Origin of the sequence: Paraburkholderia lebeckiae (assembly GCF_014201005.1) — a bacterium.
GTDB classification, from domain to species: Bacteria; Pseudomonadota; Gammaproteobacteria; order Burkholderiales; family Burkholderiaceae; genus Paraburkholderia; species Paraburkholderia tuberum.
The window spans coordinates 234,448-251,262 of the sequence record NZ_JACHDK010000001.1 but is presented as its reverse complement, the minus strand read 5'-3'; the positions used below and the strand labels follow the sequence as shown (position 1 = coordinate 251,262).

Sequence of the window (16,815 nt, the reverse complement as noted above, 5' to 3'; positions counted from 1 at the left end):
CCCCCCGGTGACGGACATCTGGCAGGTCGCAGCGGCCGGCCTGTCCGCCAGGTGCGGAGCGGCCGGAAATGCCCGCTGCAAAACGCGGCGGGCTACAGAGACTTGCGCAGGTTGACTGCCGGGATTTTGAGCGCCTCGCGGTATTTCGCAACGGTGCGCCGTGCGACCACGAAGCCCTGTTCCGCCAGCAGTTCGGCTATGCGACTGTCTGAAAGTGGCGATTTCGGGTTTTCCGCTCCTATCAGTTGTTTGATCAGCGCGCGAATGGCCGTGGAGGAGGCCGCGCCGCCGGTGTCCGTCGAAACGTGTGAGCCGAAAAAGTACTTGAATTCCAGCGTCCCGAATGGGGTCAGCATGTATTTACCGGTTGTCACACGCGAGACAGTCGACTCGTGTAGGCCCAGCGTATCAGCTATTTCCCGCAAAACCAAGGGGCGCATGGCAATTTCGCCGTGCACAAAAAAGCTCTTTTGACGCTCGACAATTGCCTGTGCAACTCGCAGGATCGTCTCGAAACGCTGTTGGATATTTTTGATCAGCCAGCGTGCTTCCTGCAGTTGCTGGCGCAACGAACCGCTCCCCGGATCGCCGCGGTTGTTGCGCAGAATATTCGCGTACAGATGGTTAATCCGCAGCTTTGGCACTACCTCGGGATTCAGCTCCACCTGCCAACCCTGTGCCGTTTTGCGCACCATGATGTCGGGCACCACGTAGTCCGCCTCGGCCTTGCCGTAGGCGGCGCCCGGAAATGGTTCGAGCGAGCGGATCAGCACATGTGCGTCGCGCAGATCGTCGTCGCTGGCCTTAAGGTGCTTGCGCAGCCGCGTGAAATCGCGCGCGGCGAGCAACTCCAGGTAATGGCCGACAATGTCTAGCGCAAGCGTGCGCGTGGGCGATGGCTCGAGCCGCAGCAACTGCAGCTTCAGACATTCGGACGCGGAGCGCGCGCCGACACCAGATGGGTCGAAGCTATGCAGCAGCGCAAGCGCGGCGTTCAGTTCGTCGACGTCGACTTCGAGTTCTTCGGGCAGGTCGGCCAGCACTTCTTCGAGCGTGGCGGCGAGATAGCCGTCGTCGTCCAGCGATTCGATCAGGAACGTGATGAGCGCGCGGTCGCGCTGGCTCGCCTGGGTCACACGTAGTTGCGCCATCAGGTGGTCGCGCAGCGACGTGCTCGATTCGTGGATTTGCAGCGGGGGCAGGTCGTCGTCGTCCGACGCATTGCCGGAGCGGCCGTAGTCGTCCAGGTTCCACTGCGAGGTATCGCCGCCGCCGTCGCCCGAAAGGCCATTGTATTCGTCGACACCCTGCGGATCGCCGCTTTCGGCTCGCTCGCCGCTGCCCTCGGACGATGCCGAACCGTTGCCGGCCATCGGATCGGCCGGCGCCGAGGAGCCCGGTGTCTGGGCGATCACGGAACCGTCGGCTGCCACCCGCAACGGGCTCGCGATCCACTCGTCTTCGTTTTCGAGGAGAGGATTCTGCGAGATCGCCATGGCGACTTCCTGCTGCAGTTCGAGCGTCGACAACTGAAGCAGCCGGATGGACTGTTGCAGTTGCGGCGTCAGCGCAAGATGCTGCGATAGGCGGAGTTGGAGGCTGGCTTTCATGGCAAGTTGAGTTTCATTGTAGAGAGTTTGCCACGACCGCGATACCTTGCGGCACTCGCAATTTTTGGGTACACCCAATTTGGCGCGCCGCGCGGCGCCACCCTGCGCCGCCAGACAACGAATGTGCGGGTGCCGCAAAAAAATGGCGCCGCGGCCGGCCGCGCGCGCTTGCGTGGCCGGGGACGCCGTGTGTGCTTACATGCGAAAGTGCTCGCCCAGATAGACGCGCCGCACGCTTTCGTTTTCGATGATGTCGCTAGGCGCGCCGGCGGCCAGCACGCTGCCGTCGCTGATGATGTACGCGTGATCGCAGATACCTAGCGTTTCGCGCACGTTGTGGTCGGTGATCAGGACGCCGATATTGCGCTGCTTCAAGAACTTGACGATTTTCTGGATTTCCAGCACCGCGATCGGGTCGACGCCGGCGAACGGTTCGTCGAGCAGAATGAAGCTCGGATTGGTTGCCAGCGCGCGCGCAATTTCAACCCGACGACGCTCGCCGCCCGACAGCGACAGCGCCGGATTTTCACGCAGATGCGCGATCTGAAGCTCGTCGAGCAGCGCTTCGGCGCGTGACGTGATCACGTCTTTGCCGAGGCGCTTGCCGTTTTCGTCGTGCTGCAATTCCAGCACCGCGCGAATATTCTGCTCGACGCTCAACTTTCGGAACACCGACGCTTCCTGCGGCAGATATGACAGACCGAGCGATGCGCGTTTGTGAATGGGCAGCAGGCTGATCGACTTGCCGTCCAGATCGATTTCGCCGGCGTCGAGCGGCACGAGGCCGACGATCATGTAGAACGACGTGGTCTTGCCGGCGCCGTTCGGGCCGAGCAGGCCGACCACTTCGCCGCTCTTCACGTCGAGCGACACGTCCTTGACGACCGTGCGCGAGCCATAGCGCTTCTTCAGATTGCGCACGACCAGCGAACTGCTGGTGCCGGCCGGCTTCCGATGGGGGAGGGGCGCGATGGTGCTGCTCATGGTGCTCACTGGTTCGGCGCTCCCTGGATCGAGTTGGACGGCGTGAGCGTGGCCGATGCGCCGGTCAGCGGCGCGGCGCCGGCGTTGCGCGGCGACAGCATCGCGCGCACGCGGCCGGTCGGGTTGCCCGGACCGGCGACGTCCTTGCCTGCCTTGGCGGTGTAGAAGTCGTTCTGGCCGTCGTAGGTGATCACGCTGCCGTGCACCTGGTCGAGCAGCGTCGTCATGCTCTGCAGGCGGCGCACCGTCGCGTTGGTGGTCAGCGTGGTCAGATCCTGCTTGCCGTCGTAGTCGATACGGACGGCCGTACCCTCGATGTATTCGTCGAGCCCTTCGCGCTTCTGGCGGAAATACGACAGATTGGCGCCGCTCGAGGTGCCGGTCGCGAATTGGTAGCCCTGCGGGTCTTGCGACACTTCGACGCGATCGGCCTTGATCAGGATCGTCCCTTTGGTGGCCACCACGTGGCCGGTGAAGATGCTGACCTGCCGCAGGTCGTCGTAAGTCATGTTGTCCGCTTCGATGTTCAGCGGCTTGTCTTTGTCGGCGCGGTCCGCGTGCGCAAGCGGCGCGAAGCCGACGAGCGGCAGCGCGACGACGAGCGCAGCGAGTGCGGCGCGGCACGCGGACAGCGCGCGCGAACGGCCGGTATCAAAACGGGGGTGCGATTCGTTCATGCAGTCACGCCTGGAATGGATTACCCGGTATGCGTTGGCTTAGTGGCCGGAATCGGACGCGGCGATTGCGCCTCTTACATTGCCGAACAGTTGCATAAACCGGGTGACATTGTTGTATTTCATGCCGCTGGCAGTCATCACGGACATGCCGCGCTGAAGTTTAACTGGCTTTTCAGTCTCGATCACATCGTCGTTGACGAGGACCCTGAAATGCTCGGAATCGGCCTGCATTTGCGGATCGCCGCCGCCAGGCGCGCGCAGGATGCGCGCGTTCTGGTACAGATTGACGATCGACGCATCCGCGTTGACCGTGCCCGTGTCGCCGGTCGCGGTGACGATCGGCTTGCCGGGCTGGAACGCACGCATCGCCGGCTTGACGAGGTCGCTCATTTCGTCGTCCTCGTAATGGACCAGCGACTGCGCGGTCAGCCGGTACTGCGTCGCTCCCGACTGGTCGAGCTCGGACACCGAAAAGTTATCGGCGAAGTAGTCCGGCGTGTGTTCCTTCGGGCGCACCTCGTCGTCGGTCTTGCGCGGCAACGTGGCTTGCAGCAGCCACCACGTGATGCCGGCGAGCGCCGCCATCGCGATGAGCGGGATCAGCGAAGTCAGGCGAAACTGGTTCATCCCACGAGGCCCCGTTGCTCGCCGCTGCACGCCGCCGCGAGCAGTGCTTCATATTTGTGCTGGGCACGCAGCAGCGTGTCGCACACTTCGCGCGCCGCGCCGTAACCGCCGCGCGACTCGCTGACCCAGTGGGCGCGCGCGATCACTTCGGGATGCGAATTGGCCGGCGCGGCCGCGAAGCCGACGCGCAGCATCACCGCGAGATCGACCCAGTCGTCGCCCATGTAGCCGCAGTCCTCGGCGGTGAGGCCGGTTTGCCGCAGCAGGTCGGCGAACGCCTGTGGCTTGTCCTGCACGCCCTGGTAGACGTGCGCGATGTTCATTTCTTTCGCCCGCGCGGCCACGATGCCGGACTTGCGCCCGGTGATGAGCGCCGTTTCGATGCCGGCCTGGCGCAGCAGCTTCATGCCGTGGCCGTCCATCGAGTTGAAGCCTTTCATCGTGTCGCCTTCCGCCGTGAACAGCAGGCCGCCGTCGGTCAGTACGCCGTCGACGTCGAAAATCATCAGCTTCACGCGGCTTGCGCGTTCGGTAGCGGTAGGGGGAGCAACGGCCATCAGATCACCTTCTTCGAAAACAGGTCGTGCATGTTGAGCGCGCCGATCAGCTTGCCCGTTTCGTCGACGACCAGCATCTGATTGATACGATAGCGCTCCATCAGTTCCACGGCTTCGACCGCGAGATGATCCGGCCCGATCGTGCGCGGGCCCGCGGTCATCACCGAGGCGATCGGCAACTGGCGGAAATCGCCGTCGCGTTCGAGCACGCGGCGCAGGTCGCCATCGGTGAAGATGCCCGTCACACGGCCCTCGCGGTCGACGACCGAGGTCATGCCCATGCGCTTCGCGGTCAGTTGGAAGAGGGCATCGCTGACGGTTGCCTCGGGGGTGACCTGCGGCAACTGGTCGCCGGTGCGCATGACGTCGCGCACGTAGGTGAGCAGGCGTCGGCCGAGCGCGCCGCCCGGATGCGAGCGCGCGAAGTCGTCGCGGCCGAAGCCGCGCGCGTCGAGCACCGCGACCGCGAGCGCATCGCCGAGCGCGAGCGCGGCGGTGGTGCTGGCGGTGGGCGCGAGATTCATCGGACAGGCTTCCTTCGCGACGCCGGAATTCAGATGCACGTCCGCGAGTTGCGCGAGGCTGGAACCTGGGCGGCCCGTCATCGCGATCAGCTTCGCGCCGATCCGCTTGATGAGCGGCAGGATCGCCATCAGCTCCTCGGTTTCGCCCGAATTGGACAGCGCGACAAATACGTCGTCGGCGGTGACCATGCCGAGGTCGCCGTGGCTTGCTTCCGCCGGATGCACGAAGAACGCGGGAGTGCCGGTGCTTGCCAGCGTGGCCGCGAGCTTGCGGGCCACGTGGCCGGATTTACCGATGCCGGAGACGACCACGCGTCCACGGCAACCCAGGATGAAATCGACCGCGCCGACGAAACTGCCGTCGAGCTGGTCGCGAAGCGCGCGCACGGCGTCCGCTTCGATGTCGAGTACGTCGCGAGCAAGCGTGAGTGCCCTGTCGCCATTGATTTTCGCTATCATTCGCGGAGTATAGCAAAGGCGCCTGTTCGCCGCGCCGGGCCTGCTGTGCCGAGCCGCTGTCTGCATCGGCCTGTCGACAATCCCTTTTTCAGCTGCTTTGCCGTCTTTTTGCAGCTTTTTTGCCGGTCCAATCAATCATGTCGCACGGCGTTCTCGTGCGCGGTTCCGCTGACGAACGAGGACGCTTCACCGATGCGTTTTTGCCGATGATTTCCCCGCTCGAAATGACGCTGTTTCTGCTGCTGGCATCGGTGGCGGGCGTGGTGATCTTTCGCTTCCTGAATCTGCCGCCGATGCTCGGCTACCTGACGGTCGGCATCGTCGTCGGGCCGCATGCGTTCGGGCTGATTCCCGATTCGGCGGGGGCGCAGAATCTCGCGGAATTCGGCGTCGTGTTCCTGATGTTCTCGATCGGGCTCGAGTTTTCGTTAGCCAAGCTGCGCACGATGCGCCGGCTCGTATTCGGACTCGGCTTGCTGCAGGTGATCGGCACGGTCGCGGTGGCCGTGTCGCTCGGCTTCCTGCTCGAGCGTTGGGTGCATATCACGTGGCAGGCGAGCGTCGCGCTGGGCGGCGCGCTGGCGATGTCGTCGACGGCAATCGTCAGCAAGATGCTCGCGGAACGGCTCGAAATCGAAACCGAGCACGGCCGCAATATCTTCGGCGTGCTGCTGTTTCAGGATCTCGCCGTGGTGCCGCTGTTGATCATCATTTCGGCGCTCGGCGGCCGCTCCGAGAATCTGGTCAGCGCGCTCGGCGTCGCGGCGATCAAGATCGTCGTGGCCCTCGCGCTACTGCTGATCGTCGGGCAGCGCTTCATGACGCGCTGGTTCAACGTGGTCGCGCGGCGCCGCTCGCAGGAGCTGTTCGTCCTCAATCTGCTGCTGGTGACGCTCGGCGCCGCGTTCATCACCGACAAATTCGGGCTGTCGCTCGCACTCGGCGCGTTCATCGCCGGCATGCTGATCGCCGAGACGCCGTATCGGCATCAGGTCGAAGAGGACATCAAGCCGTTTCGCGACGTGCTGCTCGGGCTCTTCTTCGTGACCACCGGCATGCTGCTCAATCCGCGCGTGATCTGGGAGCATCCGCTCGTCGTGCTGGCCTTTTTCCTCGGCCCGGTACTGCTGAAGATGGTCATGATTACCGGCCTTGCACGGCTGTTTGGCGCGACGCCGGGCGTCGCGATGCGCACCGGCATCGGTCTCGCGCAGGCGGGCGAGTTCGGCTTCGTGCTGCTGAACCTGATCCTCGACCGGCATCTCGTCGACGCGACGCTGTTGCAGGTGATTCTCGCCGCGATGCTGCTGTCGATGCTCGCCGCGCCGTTCATGATCCAGAACGCGGATCGTGTCGTGCTGCGGCTGTCGTCGACCGAATGGATGATGCAGTCGTTGCAGATGACGCGCATCGCCACGCAAAGCCTGAAGCAGAGCGGCCACGTAATCATCTGCGGCTATGGCCGCGCCGGGCAGAACCTCGCACGCATGCTCGAGCATGAAGGGCTCTCGTACGTCGCGCTCGACCTCGATCCCGACCGTGTCGCGGCGGCCGCGGCAGCCGGCGAATCGGTCGTGTTCGGCGACGCGGGGCGGCGCGAGTCGCTGCTGGCCGCCGGCCTGCATCGCGCGGCCGCGATCGCAATCACCTACGCGAACACACCGTCGGCACTGCGCGTGCTGCACAACATTCACGAGATGGAGCCGACGCTGCCGGTCATCGTGCGCACCGTCGACGATGCCGATCTGGAGAAACTGCTCGCCGCCGGCGCGACGGAGGTGATTCCGGAGATCGTCGAGGGCAGCCTGATGCTCGCGTCGCATACGCTCGTCGTGATGGGTGTGCCGATGCGGCGCGTGGTGCGGCGCGTCGAGGAGATGCGTGACGAACGCTATTCGCTGTTGCGCGGCTATTTCCACGGCGCCGACGACATCGACGACGACGACGGCCACGAGCAGGTGCGGCTACAATCGGTGCCGGTCGACGAGAGCGCCGACGCGGTGGGCCGTACGCTCGCCGAGGTGGGCCTGTACGAACTCGGTGTCGAGGTGACCGCGATCCGCCGGCACGGCATCCGCGGCGTCGAACCGGACCCGTCGACGAAACTGCGCGCGAGCGACATCGTGGTGCTGCGCGGTCTGCCCGAACAACTGGCGCAAGCCGAGGAGCGGCTGTCGAAGCATCGCCGCGCGGCCGCGGCCTGAACCCGCGAGCCGGGCCTGTTCTGCCGGGCGACCCTGATTCAAGCTTTTCACCGGACCTGTCGAGGTCCATCCGGAGACATCATGTCCAAGGCGCTCGCGAGCGCGCCGCTCGATGCGGCCGACTACATCAGAAGTCACATTCGCACGGTGCCCGACTGGCCGCAGCCGGGCGTGCAGTTCCGCGACATCACGCCGCTGCTGCGCGAGCCGAAGTCGCTGCGTGTGCTGATCGATCTGTTCGTGCAGCGCTATATCGACGCGAAGCTCGAGTACATTGCCGGGCTCGATGCGCGCGGCTTCATCATCGGGCCGATCGTCGCCCATGAGTTGAGCATTGGCTTCATCCCGATTCGCAAGGCGGGCAAGCTGCCGTACAAGCGGATCTCGCAATCGTATGAACTGGAATACGGTACCGCGACCGTCGAGATTCACGAGGATGCGTGCGAGCCGGGCGACCGCGTCGTGATCATCGACGATCTGATCGCGACCGGCGGCACGATGATGGCCGGCAAACTGCTGCTCGAGCGGCTCGGCGCAGTCGTCGTGGAAGGCGCTGCGATCGTCGATCTGCCGGAGCTGGGCGGCTCGAAGCTGCTGGGCGAAGGCGGTCTTGCGCTCTATACCGTGACGAGTTTCGACGGTCATTGAACCGGGGTAGGTAGTCACGGCGCGTGCCGTGACGCGCGGTAGCGTTTCCCGACGTACCAGCGGCTAAATTCGCACGAGCCGCACAAGCCCCGTTGGCCGAGCAAAACCAACCGGGCTCAACGATATGGCTCACCCATCAGGGTTCACCAGTCGCCCAACCAGAAGGCCACCACGATGCCCAATTTCCTGCTGTTTCTTGCCACCTCGATCGCGATCACCGTGGCGCCCGGCCCGGACAATCTGCAGGTGCTCGCGCGCGGCATCTCGCAGGGCCGCGCGGCCGGCCTGGTCGCCGCGCTCGGCTTTGCCGCCGGCATCACGTTTCATACGACACTCGCGGCGCTCGGCGTCGCGGCGCTGCTGCGCTCGTCGCCGCTCGCGTTCGAAGCGATCAAGCTCGCCGGCGCCGCGTATCTGGTGTGGATCGGCATCAAGGCGCTGCGCAGCCAGGGCCTCGCGACCGCGCACGAGCGTGCGCCGCAGCCGCTTTCGACGGTGTTTCGCCAGAGCGTGCTCGGCAATCTGATGAATCCGAAGGTCACGCTGTTCTTCGTTGTCTTTCTGCCGCAGTTCGTGCAGCCGGACGGCGCGCAGAGCGTCACCGTGCAGATGCTGGAGCTCGGCGCGCTGTTCATGCTGCAGACCGTCGTGGTGTTTTCGCTATTCGGCGTGTGCGCGGGGATCATCGGCGGCTGGCTCAGACGGCGGCCGCGCGTGGGCCTGTTGCTCGATCGCGTGGCCGGCGCGACGTTCATCGCGATCGGGATTCGCGTCGCCTTGCGCGACTGACACTCGTCATGCAATCCGCCCGCTCCTGCTTTGCCCCGGTTCGCCACGACGGCGGACAGTTTGGAGTATTCCGATGACTTTGCCTTGCATCACCGCCGCGCGCCGCTTCGACGCGAACGCGCATCGGCCGTTTCTGATCGGCGCCGAACCGGTCGGGTGGATTCGCGAGCGCGACGTGCCGCTGCTCGCGCGCTGGCCCGACGTTTTCGGGATGGCGAACGACGGCGTGACGCTCTCCGCCACGTTCGATACCGTCGATCTGCGCAGCGCGGCGCTCGCTTCCGTGATCGGCGCGCTCGCCGCCGATGGTCGCATCCCCGGCTGGCGCAACGAGACATACGCGATCCGCAATGCGTTCGACGCGCCGCCGCTCGCGTATATCGAGCGCGCGGCGTCGCGCTTCTTCGGCACGATGACCTACGCGGTGCATCTGAACGGCGTCGTAGAATATGCGGATGGCGGAGCGCCCTTTGGCGGGGCGCCCTTTGGCGGGGCGCCCTTTGGCGGAGCGCCCCGTGGCGCGCCGCAATTGTGGATCGCGCGCCGCAGCGACACCAAGGCGACCGACCCCGGCATGCTCGACAACGTCGTGGCAGGCGGGATCGGCTGGGGTTTCGGCATCGCCGAGACGATCGTCAAGGAGTGCTGGGAAGAGGCGGGCATTCCGGCGGAGATCGCGGCGAGCGCGGTCGCGGGCCGCACAGCGCATGTATTGCAATCGCTGCCGGAAGGCACGCAGGCCGAGCAGATCTTCATCTACGACCTCGCGCTGCCCGCCGACTTCGCGCCGCGCAACCAGGACGGCGAAGTGGGCGAACACCGGCTCGCGCGCATCGACGAAGTCGCGCGCTGGATCGAGGAAGGCGCGCTGACCGTCGATGCCAGCCTCGCGACGCTCGATTGCCTGCTGCGCCGCCGCTGGATCGACGAGGACGCGTGCGAGGGCATCGACGCGCTGTTCACGCCGCCGGCGCTGGCCTAGCTCAGGCTCATCAGTCAAGCTCAACCCGTGCAGCCAGTACCCACTGAAACAAACCACGCATTGAAGAAGGGAGTCACCGAGGTCATGTCGACCGATCACAGCTTTATCCTCAAACTGTCGTGCGCCGATCGGCCCGGCATCGTTCACGCCGTGTCGGGCTTTCTGTTCGAGCGGGGCAGCAATATTCTCGACTCCGCGCAGTTCGGCGACAGCCGCACCGGCGAGTTCTTCATGCGCGTGCATTTTCAGCAGGTGGGCGGCGATCCGGGGCTTGACGCGCTGCGCGCGTCGTTCGTGACACTCGCCGAGCAGTTCGGCATGAGCTGGGAATTGCACGACGCGAACGTGAAGCCGCGCGTCGTGATCATGGTGTCGAAGATCGGCCACTGCCTGAACGATCTGCTGTTCCGCTACCGCACCGGTCAGTTGAACATCGACATCCCGGCGATCATCTCGAACCACAAGGAGTTCTACCAGCTCGCCGCGAGCTACGACATCCCGTTCCATCATTTCCCGCTGCTCGGCGGCACGCCCGAAGCGAAAACGACGCAGGAAGCGCGCGTGCTCGAAGTGATCAACGAGCATCAGGCCGACCTCGTGGTGCTCGCGCGCTACATGCAGATCCTGTCGCCGAGTCTGTGCGAGGCGCTCGCCGGCCGCGCGATCAACATCCACCACTCGTTCCTGCCGAGCTTCAAGGGGGCGAAGCCGTACTACCAGGCGTTCGACCGCGGCGTGAAGCTGATCGGGGCAACCGCCCACTATGTGACGACCGATCTCGACGAAGGCCCGATCATCGAGCAGGAAGTCGAGCGCGTGGACCACAGCATGACGCCGGAACAACTGACGGCGATCGGCCGCGACGTCGAGTGTGTGACGCTCGCGCGCGCGGTGAAGTGGCACGTGGAGCATCGCGTCGTGCTGAACGGCAGCAAGACGGTGGTGTTCCGCTAGGAGCCGCGCCAGTGACACTGCGCCGGTCGAGGTCGGCGCGGCCCTTTACCTGCTCGTGTTACGAACGCGCTGCCGCACCGCCCGTGCTTCTCGCGAGATTCGCGTTTTGCGCGGAACGACGCCGCGCGTTCAGCTTCTTCAGCCAGATCAGCAGGCCCGTGACGCTCAGCACGGCCACCGCCACCCCCACCGCGCTGATCAGAATCCGGCCCCCGAGACCGAGGATGCGCCCCGAGTGCAGCGGAAACTGCACCTGCAGGAAGATGTCGCCGGCCGTGCCTTGGCCGGGAATCCGCGCGGCGAGCCGCTTGCCGGTGGCGGCGTCCCAATACATCCACGGGTTGCCGAGGCCGGTGTCGCCGTGGTCGTTGCCGGACGTGTAGAAGCCGACGCCATACGCGTGCATGAATTCGGCGTAGTAGAGCCCGCCCGGCGGCGCGGCGATATGCATTTCCTTGCCGGCCTGCCCGGCGAGTTCGACGATGCGCTCGCGGCTCAGCACCTGATCGCCGGGTTGCGGCGCGCGCAGGATTTCGGGGTTGCTGAACGGATCGGGTGTCAGCGTCGACAGTCGTGACACGATCGGCCGCACCACCTGGGACGACAGATTCATCGAAATCGACGTCAGCGCGACGATCGCCAGCAGGCCCCAGATCCATACGCCGCCGGAGCGGTGCAGATCGAACGTGAACGCATAGCCGCCGCGTTTCAGGCGGAATGTGAACGACTTGCGCCAGGCCTTCAGGCTCGGAAACGACAGGCACAGCGCAATCACGCTGTCAAAGAGCCACACGATGCCGACGATCCCCATCAGCCAGGTGCCAAGGTCGACACCGCCGGTAAACGGCAGCTGCAGCGTGTAGTGCAGCTTGTAGATGAACGGAATCAGGTTGAGTCGCGCGACCGAAACGGCGCCCCACTCGCGACGTCCCTGGACTTCGCCGGTGACGGGATCGACGGCGATCTGATTGAAATCGAGCGGATAGGGTTGCTTCGTCGCCGGATCGGTGCGCGGCAGCACCATCATCTGCAGCGTGTGGCCCGGTTCGACCGCGAGCGGCAGATAGGTCACCCGAAGACGCGGATCGGCAGCTTCGACGCGATTCGCCAGTTCGAGGCCGGACAGCGTCGGCCCGGCCGTGCGAGCCTGGTAAAACGGCGGGTTCAGCGCGGCATCGAGCTCGTGGTCCCACGCGATGATCGCGCCCGTAAGGCCCGCGACGAACAGAAACAGCGCGGTCGCGACGCCGAACCAGCGGTGCAGGCGGACAAGCTGGCGTCTCATGCGCGAGCCGGCAACGCGCAACAGGGACCTGGGCGGAGACGCGGTTGGTAGATCAGGTGAAACGTCACGGTGCGGACTGGATGTAAATAGGAATTGTTCGCATCTTAGGGGTTGGCGCGGTCGGCTGCAAGTTTTCTGTCAGCAAGAGGCGACGATGAAAGGTCGCGGGAAGCAATAAAAAGCGGCACCGAAGTGCCGCTTGCGCGTTCGTCGCCTGCGTGGACTGCCGCGTGTGCTGCAGAGCGCTAGTGAGTGCTGACTTTTGCTACTCGATTCGGCCCAACTCACACCAACCGCAAATAAATCAGCTCCCGCTTGATGTACGCATAAAAAATCGGCGCCGCGATGACCCCGGCGAGACCGAACGCCGCTTCCATCACCAGCATCGCGATCAGCAGCTCCCATGCGCGCGCCTCGATCTGCCCGCCGACGATCCGCGCGTTCAGGAAGTACTCGAGCTTGTGAATCAGGATCAGGAACACAAGTGACATGATCGCCGCCGGAAAACTCACCGACAGCGCGACCGCGACGATGATCGTGTTCGAGATCAGATTGCCGATCACCGGCAGCAGACCCACGATGAACGTGACGAGCACGAGCGTCTTCGACAGCGGCAGCCGGTCATGGAAAACCGGCAGGATCACGAGCAGGAAGATCGCGGTGAACACCGTGTTAAGCGCGGAGATCTTCACCTGCGCGAACACGATGCGGCGAAACGCGTCGGCAAAACGCGTGACGCGCGTGACGAACGCGGTGGACAGCGGCAGCCGCTGGATATGCTTCTGCGCGCCGACCGCGATGATCGCGCCGATGATCATGCCGAGCAGCACGTGGGTGAACGCGCGCGCCATGGTCGCGCCGCTTTGCTGCAGCATGTTCGCGTGCGTGTGCATCAGTTCCGCGGCCTTCGTCTTCATCTGCTCGGTGTCGACCGGCAGATAGTTCGCGACGAATTGGGGAATCCTGCCGCGCGCCTGGTCGACCAGTTGCATGGCCTGATCGAGCAGCGCCTGCACGCTCGGCACGTCGTTCTCGAAATGCGAGATGATGCCGAGCGTGAGTCCCGTCAGCGCGCCGACGATCACCGTCGACAGGATCACCACCGCGAGCCAGCGCGCCCGCTTGCTCGACATGTGGCGCTCGATGCGCGGCGCGATCGTATGCACGAGCTGAAACACCAGCAGCCCGGCGAGCAGCGCGCCGAGCAACTTCAGTTCGATCACCGCCCACATGCCGAACAGCATCACCACGTAGCTGCCGATCTCGACCGCCGACAGCTTCGGCAGACTCATGTCGCTGGTCAGCCTGACCGGGCGCGGGCGCAGGTCCTGCACCCGATCTTCTTCGCGCGCCTGATTACGCTTGGTCATGGCTTATCCCGTCTCCAACCTCGGTAGTGCAGCGTTACTTTGTGGTGGCGGCGCGCTTGAGCAGCGGCGCCAGATATTTGCCGGTAAAACTGGCCTTCGACTTCGCGACCTGCTCGGGCGTGCCCTGGGCGACGATTTGCCCGCCGCCGGCGCCGCCTTCGGGGCCGAGATCGATGACCCAGTCCGCAGTTTTGATTACATCGAGATTATGTTCGATGATCACGACGGTATTACCCTGGTCACGTAACCGGTGTATGACTTCCAGCAACAGCGCGATATCGTGAAAGTGCAGGCCGGTGGTCGGTTCGTCAAGGATGTATAGCGTGCGACCGGTATCACGCTTGCTCAGTTCCAGCGACAGTTTCACACGCTGCGCCTCGCCGCCCGACAGCGTGGTGGCCGACTGACCCAGGCGAATATAGCCGAGACCCACGTCCAGCAGGGTTTTCAGCTTGCGCGCGACGACCGGCACGGCCTTGAAGAACTCGTATGCGTGCTCGACCGTCATGTCGAGCACTTCGCTGATGTTGCTGCCTTTGTACTGGATATCGAGCGTTTCGCGGTTGTAGCGCTTGCCGTGGCACACGTCACACGGCACGTACACGTCGGGCAGGAAGTGCATTTCGACCTTCAGCACGCCGTCGCCCTGGCACGATTCGCAGCGCCCGCCCTTCACGTTGAACGAGAAGCGGCCCGGATCGTAGCCGCGCTCCTTGGCGGCCGGCACGCCCGCGAACAGCTCGCGGATCGGCGTGAAAAGGCCCGTGTAGGTGGCCGGATTCGAGCGCGGCGTGCGGCCGATCGGCGACTGGTCGACGTTGATCACCTTGTCGAAGTGCTCGAGGCCCTCGATCGACTCGTACGGCGCCGGCTCTGTGGCCGAGCCGTACAGATGATGCGCGACCGCGTGATACAGCGTGTCGTTGATCAGCGTCGACTTGCCCGAGCCGGACACGCCGGTCACGCAGGTCAGCAGACCCACCGGCAGATCGAGCGTGACGTTGTGCAGATTGTTGCCGTACGCTTCGACGATGCGCAGGCGCCGCTCGTCGGGATCCTTGCGCTCGTCGGGGTATTCGATCGTGCGCGCGCCGGACATGTATTGGCCCGTCAGCGACGCCGCGTTCTTCTGCACCTCTTTCGGCGTGCCCTCGGCGATCACCATGCCGCCGTGCTCGCCGGCGCCCGGGCCCATGTCGACCACGTAGTCGGCCATGCGGATCATGTCCTCGTCGTGCTCGACGACGATCACGGAGTTGCCGAGATCGCGCAGATGCTTGAGCGTCGAAATCAGCCGGTCGTTGTCGCGCTGATGCAGGCCGATCGACGGTTCGTCGAGCACGTACATCACGCCGGTCAGCCCCGAGCCGATCTGGGAAGCGAGGCGAATGCGTTGCGCTTCGCCGCCTGACAGCGTTTCCGCGCTGCGTTCGAGCGACAGGTAGTCGAGCCCGACGTTGTTGAGGAACATCAGACGCGCGACGATTTCCTTGACGACCTTGTCGGCGATCTCGCGCTTCGAGCCTTCGAGGCGCAGGGTCTGGAAGTAGCCGAGCGCATCGCGCAACGGCCAGCCGCTGATCTCGAAGATGCCGCGCGCGTCGCCGTCCGCGCCGATGCGCACGAAACGCGCCTCGCGACGCAGCCGCGTGCCCGCGCACGCCGGGCATGGCTGGTTGTTCTGGTATTTGGAGAGTTCTTCGCGCACCGCGGACGAATCGGTTTCGCGGTAGCGCCGCTCCAGATTCGGGATGATCCCTTCGAACACGTGCTCGCGCACCGACGTGCGGCCGCGCTCGTTGATGTACGAGAACGGAATTTCCTGCTTGCCCGAACCGTACAGAAGGATTTTGCGGACTTTCTCCGGCAGATCCTCGAACGCGGTGTCGATGTCGAAGTCGTAGAACGCCGCGAGGCTCTGCAGCATCTGGAAGTAGAACTGGTTGCGCCGGTCCCATCCCTTCACCGCGCCCGCCGCGAGCGATAGAGACGGATGCGCGACCACCCGCTTCGGATCGAAGAACGTGATCTGGCCGAGGCCGTCGCATTCGGGGCACGCGCCCATCGGGTTGTTGAACGAGAACAGGCGCGGCTCGAGTTCCTGCAGCGAATACGAGCAGATCGGACAGGCGAACTTCGAGCTGAACAGGTGCTCCTTGTCCGTATCCATTTCGAGCGCGATCGCGCGGCCGTCGGCGAGACGCAGCGCCGTTTCGAACGATTCGGCGAGGCGCTGCTTCACGTCGGGGCGCACGCGCAGACGATCGATCACGACGTCGATCGTGTGCTTGTCGTTTTTCTTCAGCTTCGGCAGAGAGTCGACTTCGTAGATTTTCGCGATGCCTTCGTTGGCGGTGCCGCCGCCCGAGCGCACGCGGAAGCGCACGAAGCCTTGCGCCTGCATGTCCTCGAACAGATCCGTGTGCTCGCCCTTGCGATCGCTGACGACTGGCGCGAGGATCATCACGCGCGTTTCCTCGGGCAGCGCGAGCGTCGCGTCGACCATCTGCGACACGCTTTGCGCTTCGAGCGGAATCTCGTGATCGGGGCAGTAGGGCGTGCCGACGCGCGCGAACAGCAGACGCAGATAATCGTGGATTTCGGTGACGGTGCCGACCGTCGAGCGCGGATTGTGCGAGGTCGCCTTCTGTTCGATCGAGATAGCCGGCGACAAGCCTTCGATCAGGTCGACGTCCGGCTTTTCCATCAGTTGCAGGAACTGCCGCGCATAGGCGGACAGACTTTCGACGTAGCGCCGCTGGCCTTCCGCATACAGCGTATCGAACGCCAGCGACGATTTGCCGGAGCCCGAAAGCCCCGTGATAACGACGAGCTTGTGACGCGGTAGGTCGAGATTGACGTTCTTCAGGTTGTGGGTGCGAGCCCCACGAATACGGATTTGTTCCACGGATTTATTCCATGAACTGCGGAAAGGGAAAGAGGCCAAACCTGCTACTATAACGACTTTTCCAGACCGCCGTTACGGCGTGCTGACAGCGGGAAAAAGGCGTAACTGGGGCCGTTTTCCGTGAGTACAAGATGCCGCGAGGGGCGTGCGTTGGCGGGGACGATGGGGCACGGGCTTTGCCCGTCTCGTCGGCGCGGACCCGCCGATATGCCGGGGCTGGCCGCCCGCCTGTTCGTT

Annotated in this window: 14 protein-coding genes; 5 read left to right on the top strand and 9 right to left on the bottom strand. The window is 64.5% G+C overall.

From position 1 onward, the window contains the following. Positions 1–92 precede the first annotated feature (92 nt). The 6 genes from HDG39_RS01075 to kdsD all read right to left on the bottom strand — a co-directional run bounded on the left by HDG39_RS01075 (position 93) and on the right by kdsD (position 5,438). A complete protein-coding gene (locus tag HDG39_RS01075) occupies positions 93–1,610 on the bottom strand; it encodes an RNA polymerase factor sigma-54 (RefSeq protein WP_184002537.1) in 1,518 nt (505 codons plus the stop codon). Positions 1,611–1,805: 195 nt separating this feature from the next. After that, a complete protein-coding gene (gene lptB, locus HDG39_RS01070; protein ID WP_085952330.1) occupies positions 1,806–2,582 on the bottom strand; it encodes an LPS export ABC transporter ATP-binding protein in 777 nt (258 codons plus the stop codon). A gap of 17 nt (positions 2,583–2,599) precedes the next feature. Continuing rightward, complete coding sequence (gene lptA / locus HDG39_RS01065) at positions 2,600–3,271, bottom strand: lipopolysaccharide transport periplasmic protein LptA (RefSeq protein WP_018419356.1); 672 nt, start codon at positions 3,269–3,271, stop codon at positions 2,600–2,602. A gap of 39 nt (positions 3,272–3,310) precedes the next feature. After that, the gene (gene lptC, locus HDG39_RS01060; protein WP_018419357.1) at positions 3,311–3,898 is read right to left on the bottom strand and encodes an LPS export ABC transporter periplasmic protein LptC; all 588 of its coding nucleotides are present in this window, start codon (positions 3,896–3,898) and stop codon (positions 3,311–3,313) included. Then, on the bottom strand, positions 3,895–4,455 hold the full coding sequence (locus HDG39_RS01055; RefSeq protein WP_026225592.1) for a KdsC family phosphatase: 561 nt from the start codon (positions 4,453–4,455) through the stop codon (positions 3,895–3,897). Before HDG39_RS01055 ends, lptC begins: the two co-directional genes overlap by 4 nt. After that, positions 4,455–5,438 carry an arabinose 5-phosphate isomerase KdsD gene (kdsD, locus tag HDG39_RS01050; RefSeq protein ID WP_018419359.1) on the bottom strand — a complete coding sequence of 328 codons (984 nt, stop codon included), beginning with the start codon at positions 5,436–5,438 and terminating at the stop codon, positions 4,455–4,457. Before kdsD ends, HDG39_RS01055 begins: the two co-directional genes overlap by 1 nt. 206 nt (positions 5,439–5,644) lie before the next feature. Between kdsD and HDG39_RS01045 the strand changes: the two genes are divergently transcribed. The 5 genes from HDG39_RS01045 (at position 5,645) to purU (ending at position 11,015) form a co-directional block, all read left to right on the top strand. Further along, positions 5,645–7,642 carry a monovalent cation:proton antiporter family protein gene (locus HDG39_RS01045; protein WP_026225593.1) on the top strand — a complete coding sequence of 666 codons (1,998 nt, stop codon included), beginning with the start codon at positions 5,645–5,647 and terminating at the stop codon, positions 7,640–7,642. 81 nt (positions 7,643–7,723) lie between these two features. Continuing rightward, positions 7,724–8,290, top strand: a complete 567-nt coding sequence (locus HDG39_RS01040) for an adenine phosphoribosyltransferase (protein WP_184002534.1) — start codon at positions 7,724–7,726, stop codon at positions 8,288–8,290. 174 nt (positions 8,291–8,464) lie between these two features. Continuing rightward, complete coding sequence (locus HDG39_RS01035; RefSeq protein ID WP_184002532.1) at positions 8,465–9,079, top strand: LysE family translocator; 615 nt, start codon at positions 8,465–8,467, stop codon at positions 9,077–9,079. 73 nt (positions 9,080–9,152) lie between these two features. After that, positions 9,153–10,061: an NUDIX hydrolase gene (locus HDG39_RS01030; RefSeq protein WP_184002530.1), complete on the top strand. Its 909-nt coding sequence runs from the start codon at positions 9,153–9,155 to the stop codon at positions 10,059–10,061. A gap of 84 nt (positions 10,062–10,145) precedes the next feature. Further along, the gene (purU, locus tag HDG39_RS01025) at positions 10,146–11,015 is read left to right on the top strand and encodes a formyltetrahydrofolate deformylase (protein WP_018419364.1); all 870 of its coding nucleotides are present in this window, start codon (positions 10,146–10,148) and stop codon (positions 11,013–11,015) included. A gap of 58 nt (positions 11,016–11,073) precedes the next feature. On the opposite strand, the gene HDG39_RS01020 is transcribed toward purU, so the two are convergent. The 3 genes from HDG39_RS01020 to uvrA form a co-directional block, all read right to left on the bottom strand. Further along, a complete protein-coding gene (locus tag HDG39_RS01020; protein WP_184002528.1) occupies positions 11,074–12,300 on the bottom strand; it encodes a PepSY-associated TM helix domain-containing protein in 1,227 nt (408 codons plus the stop codon). A gap of 284 nt (positions 12,301–12,584) precedes the next feature. Next, positions 12,585–13,670: an AI-2E family transporter gene (locus tag HDG39_RS01015; RefSeq protein WP_184002526.1), complete on the bottom strand. Its 1,086-nt coding sequence runs from the start codon at positions 13,668–13,670 to the stop codon at positions 12,585–12,587. Between the two features lie 34 nt (positions 13,671–13,704). Next, positions 13,705–16,578, bottom strand: a complete 2,874-nt coding sequence (uvrA, locus tag HDG39_RS01010; protein WP_184002525.1) for an excinuclease ABC subunit UvrA — start codon at positions 16,576–16,578, stop codon at positions 13,705–13,707. Between the last annotated feature and the right edge of the window lie 237 nt (positions 16,579–16,815).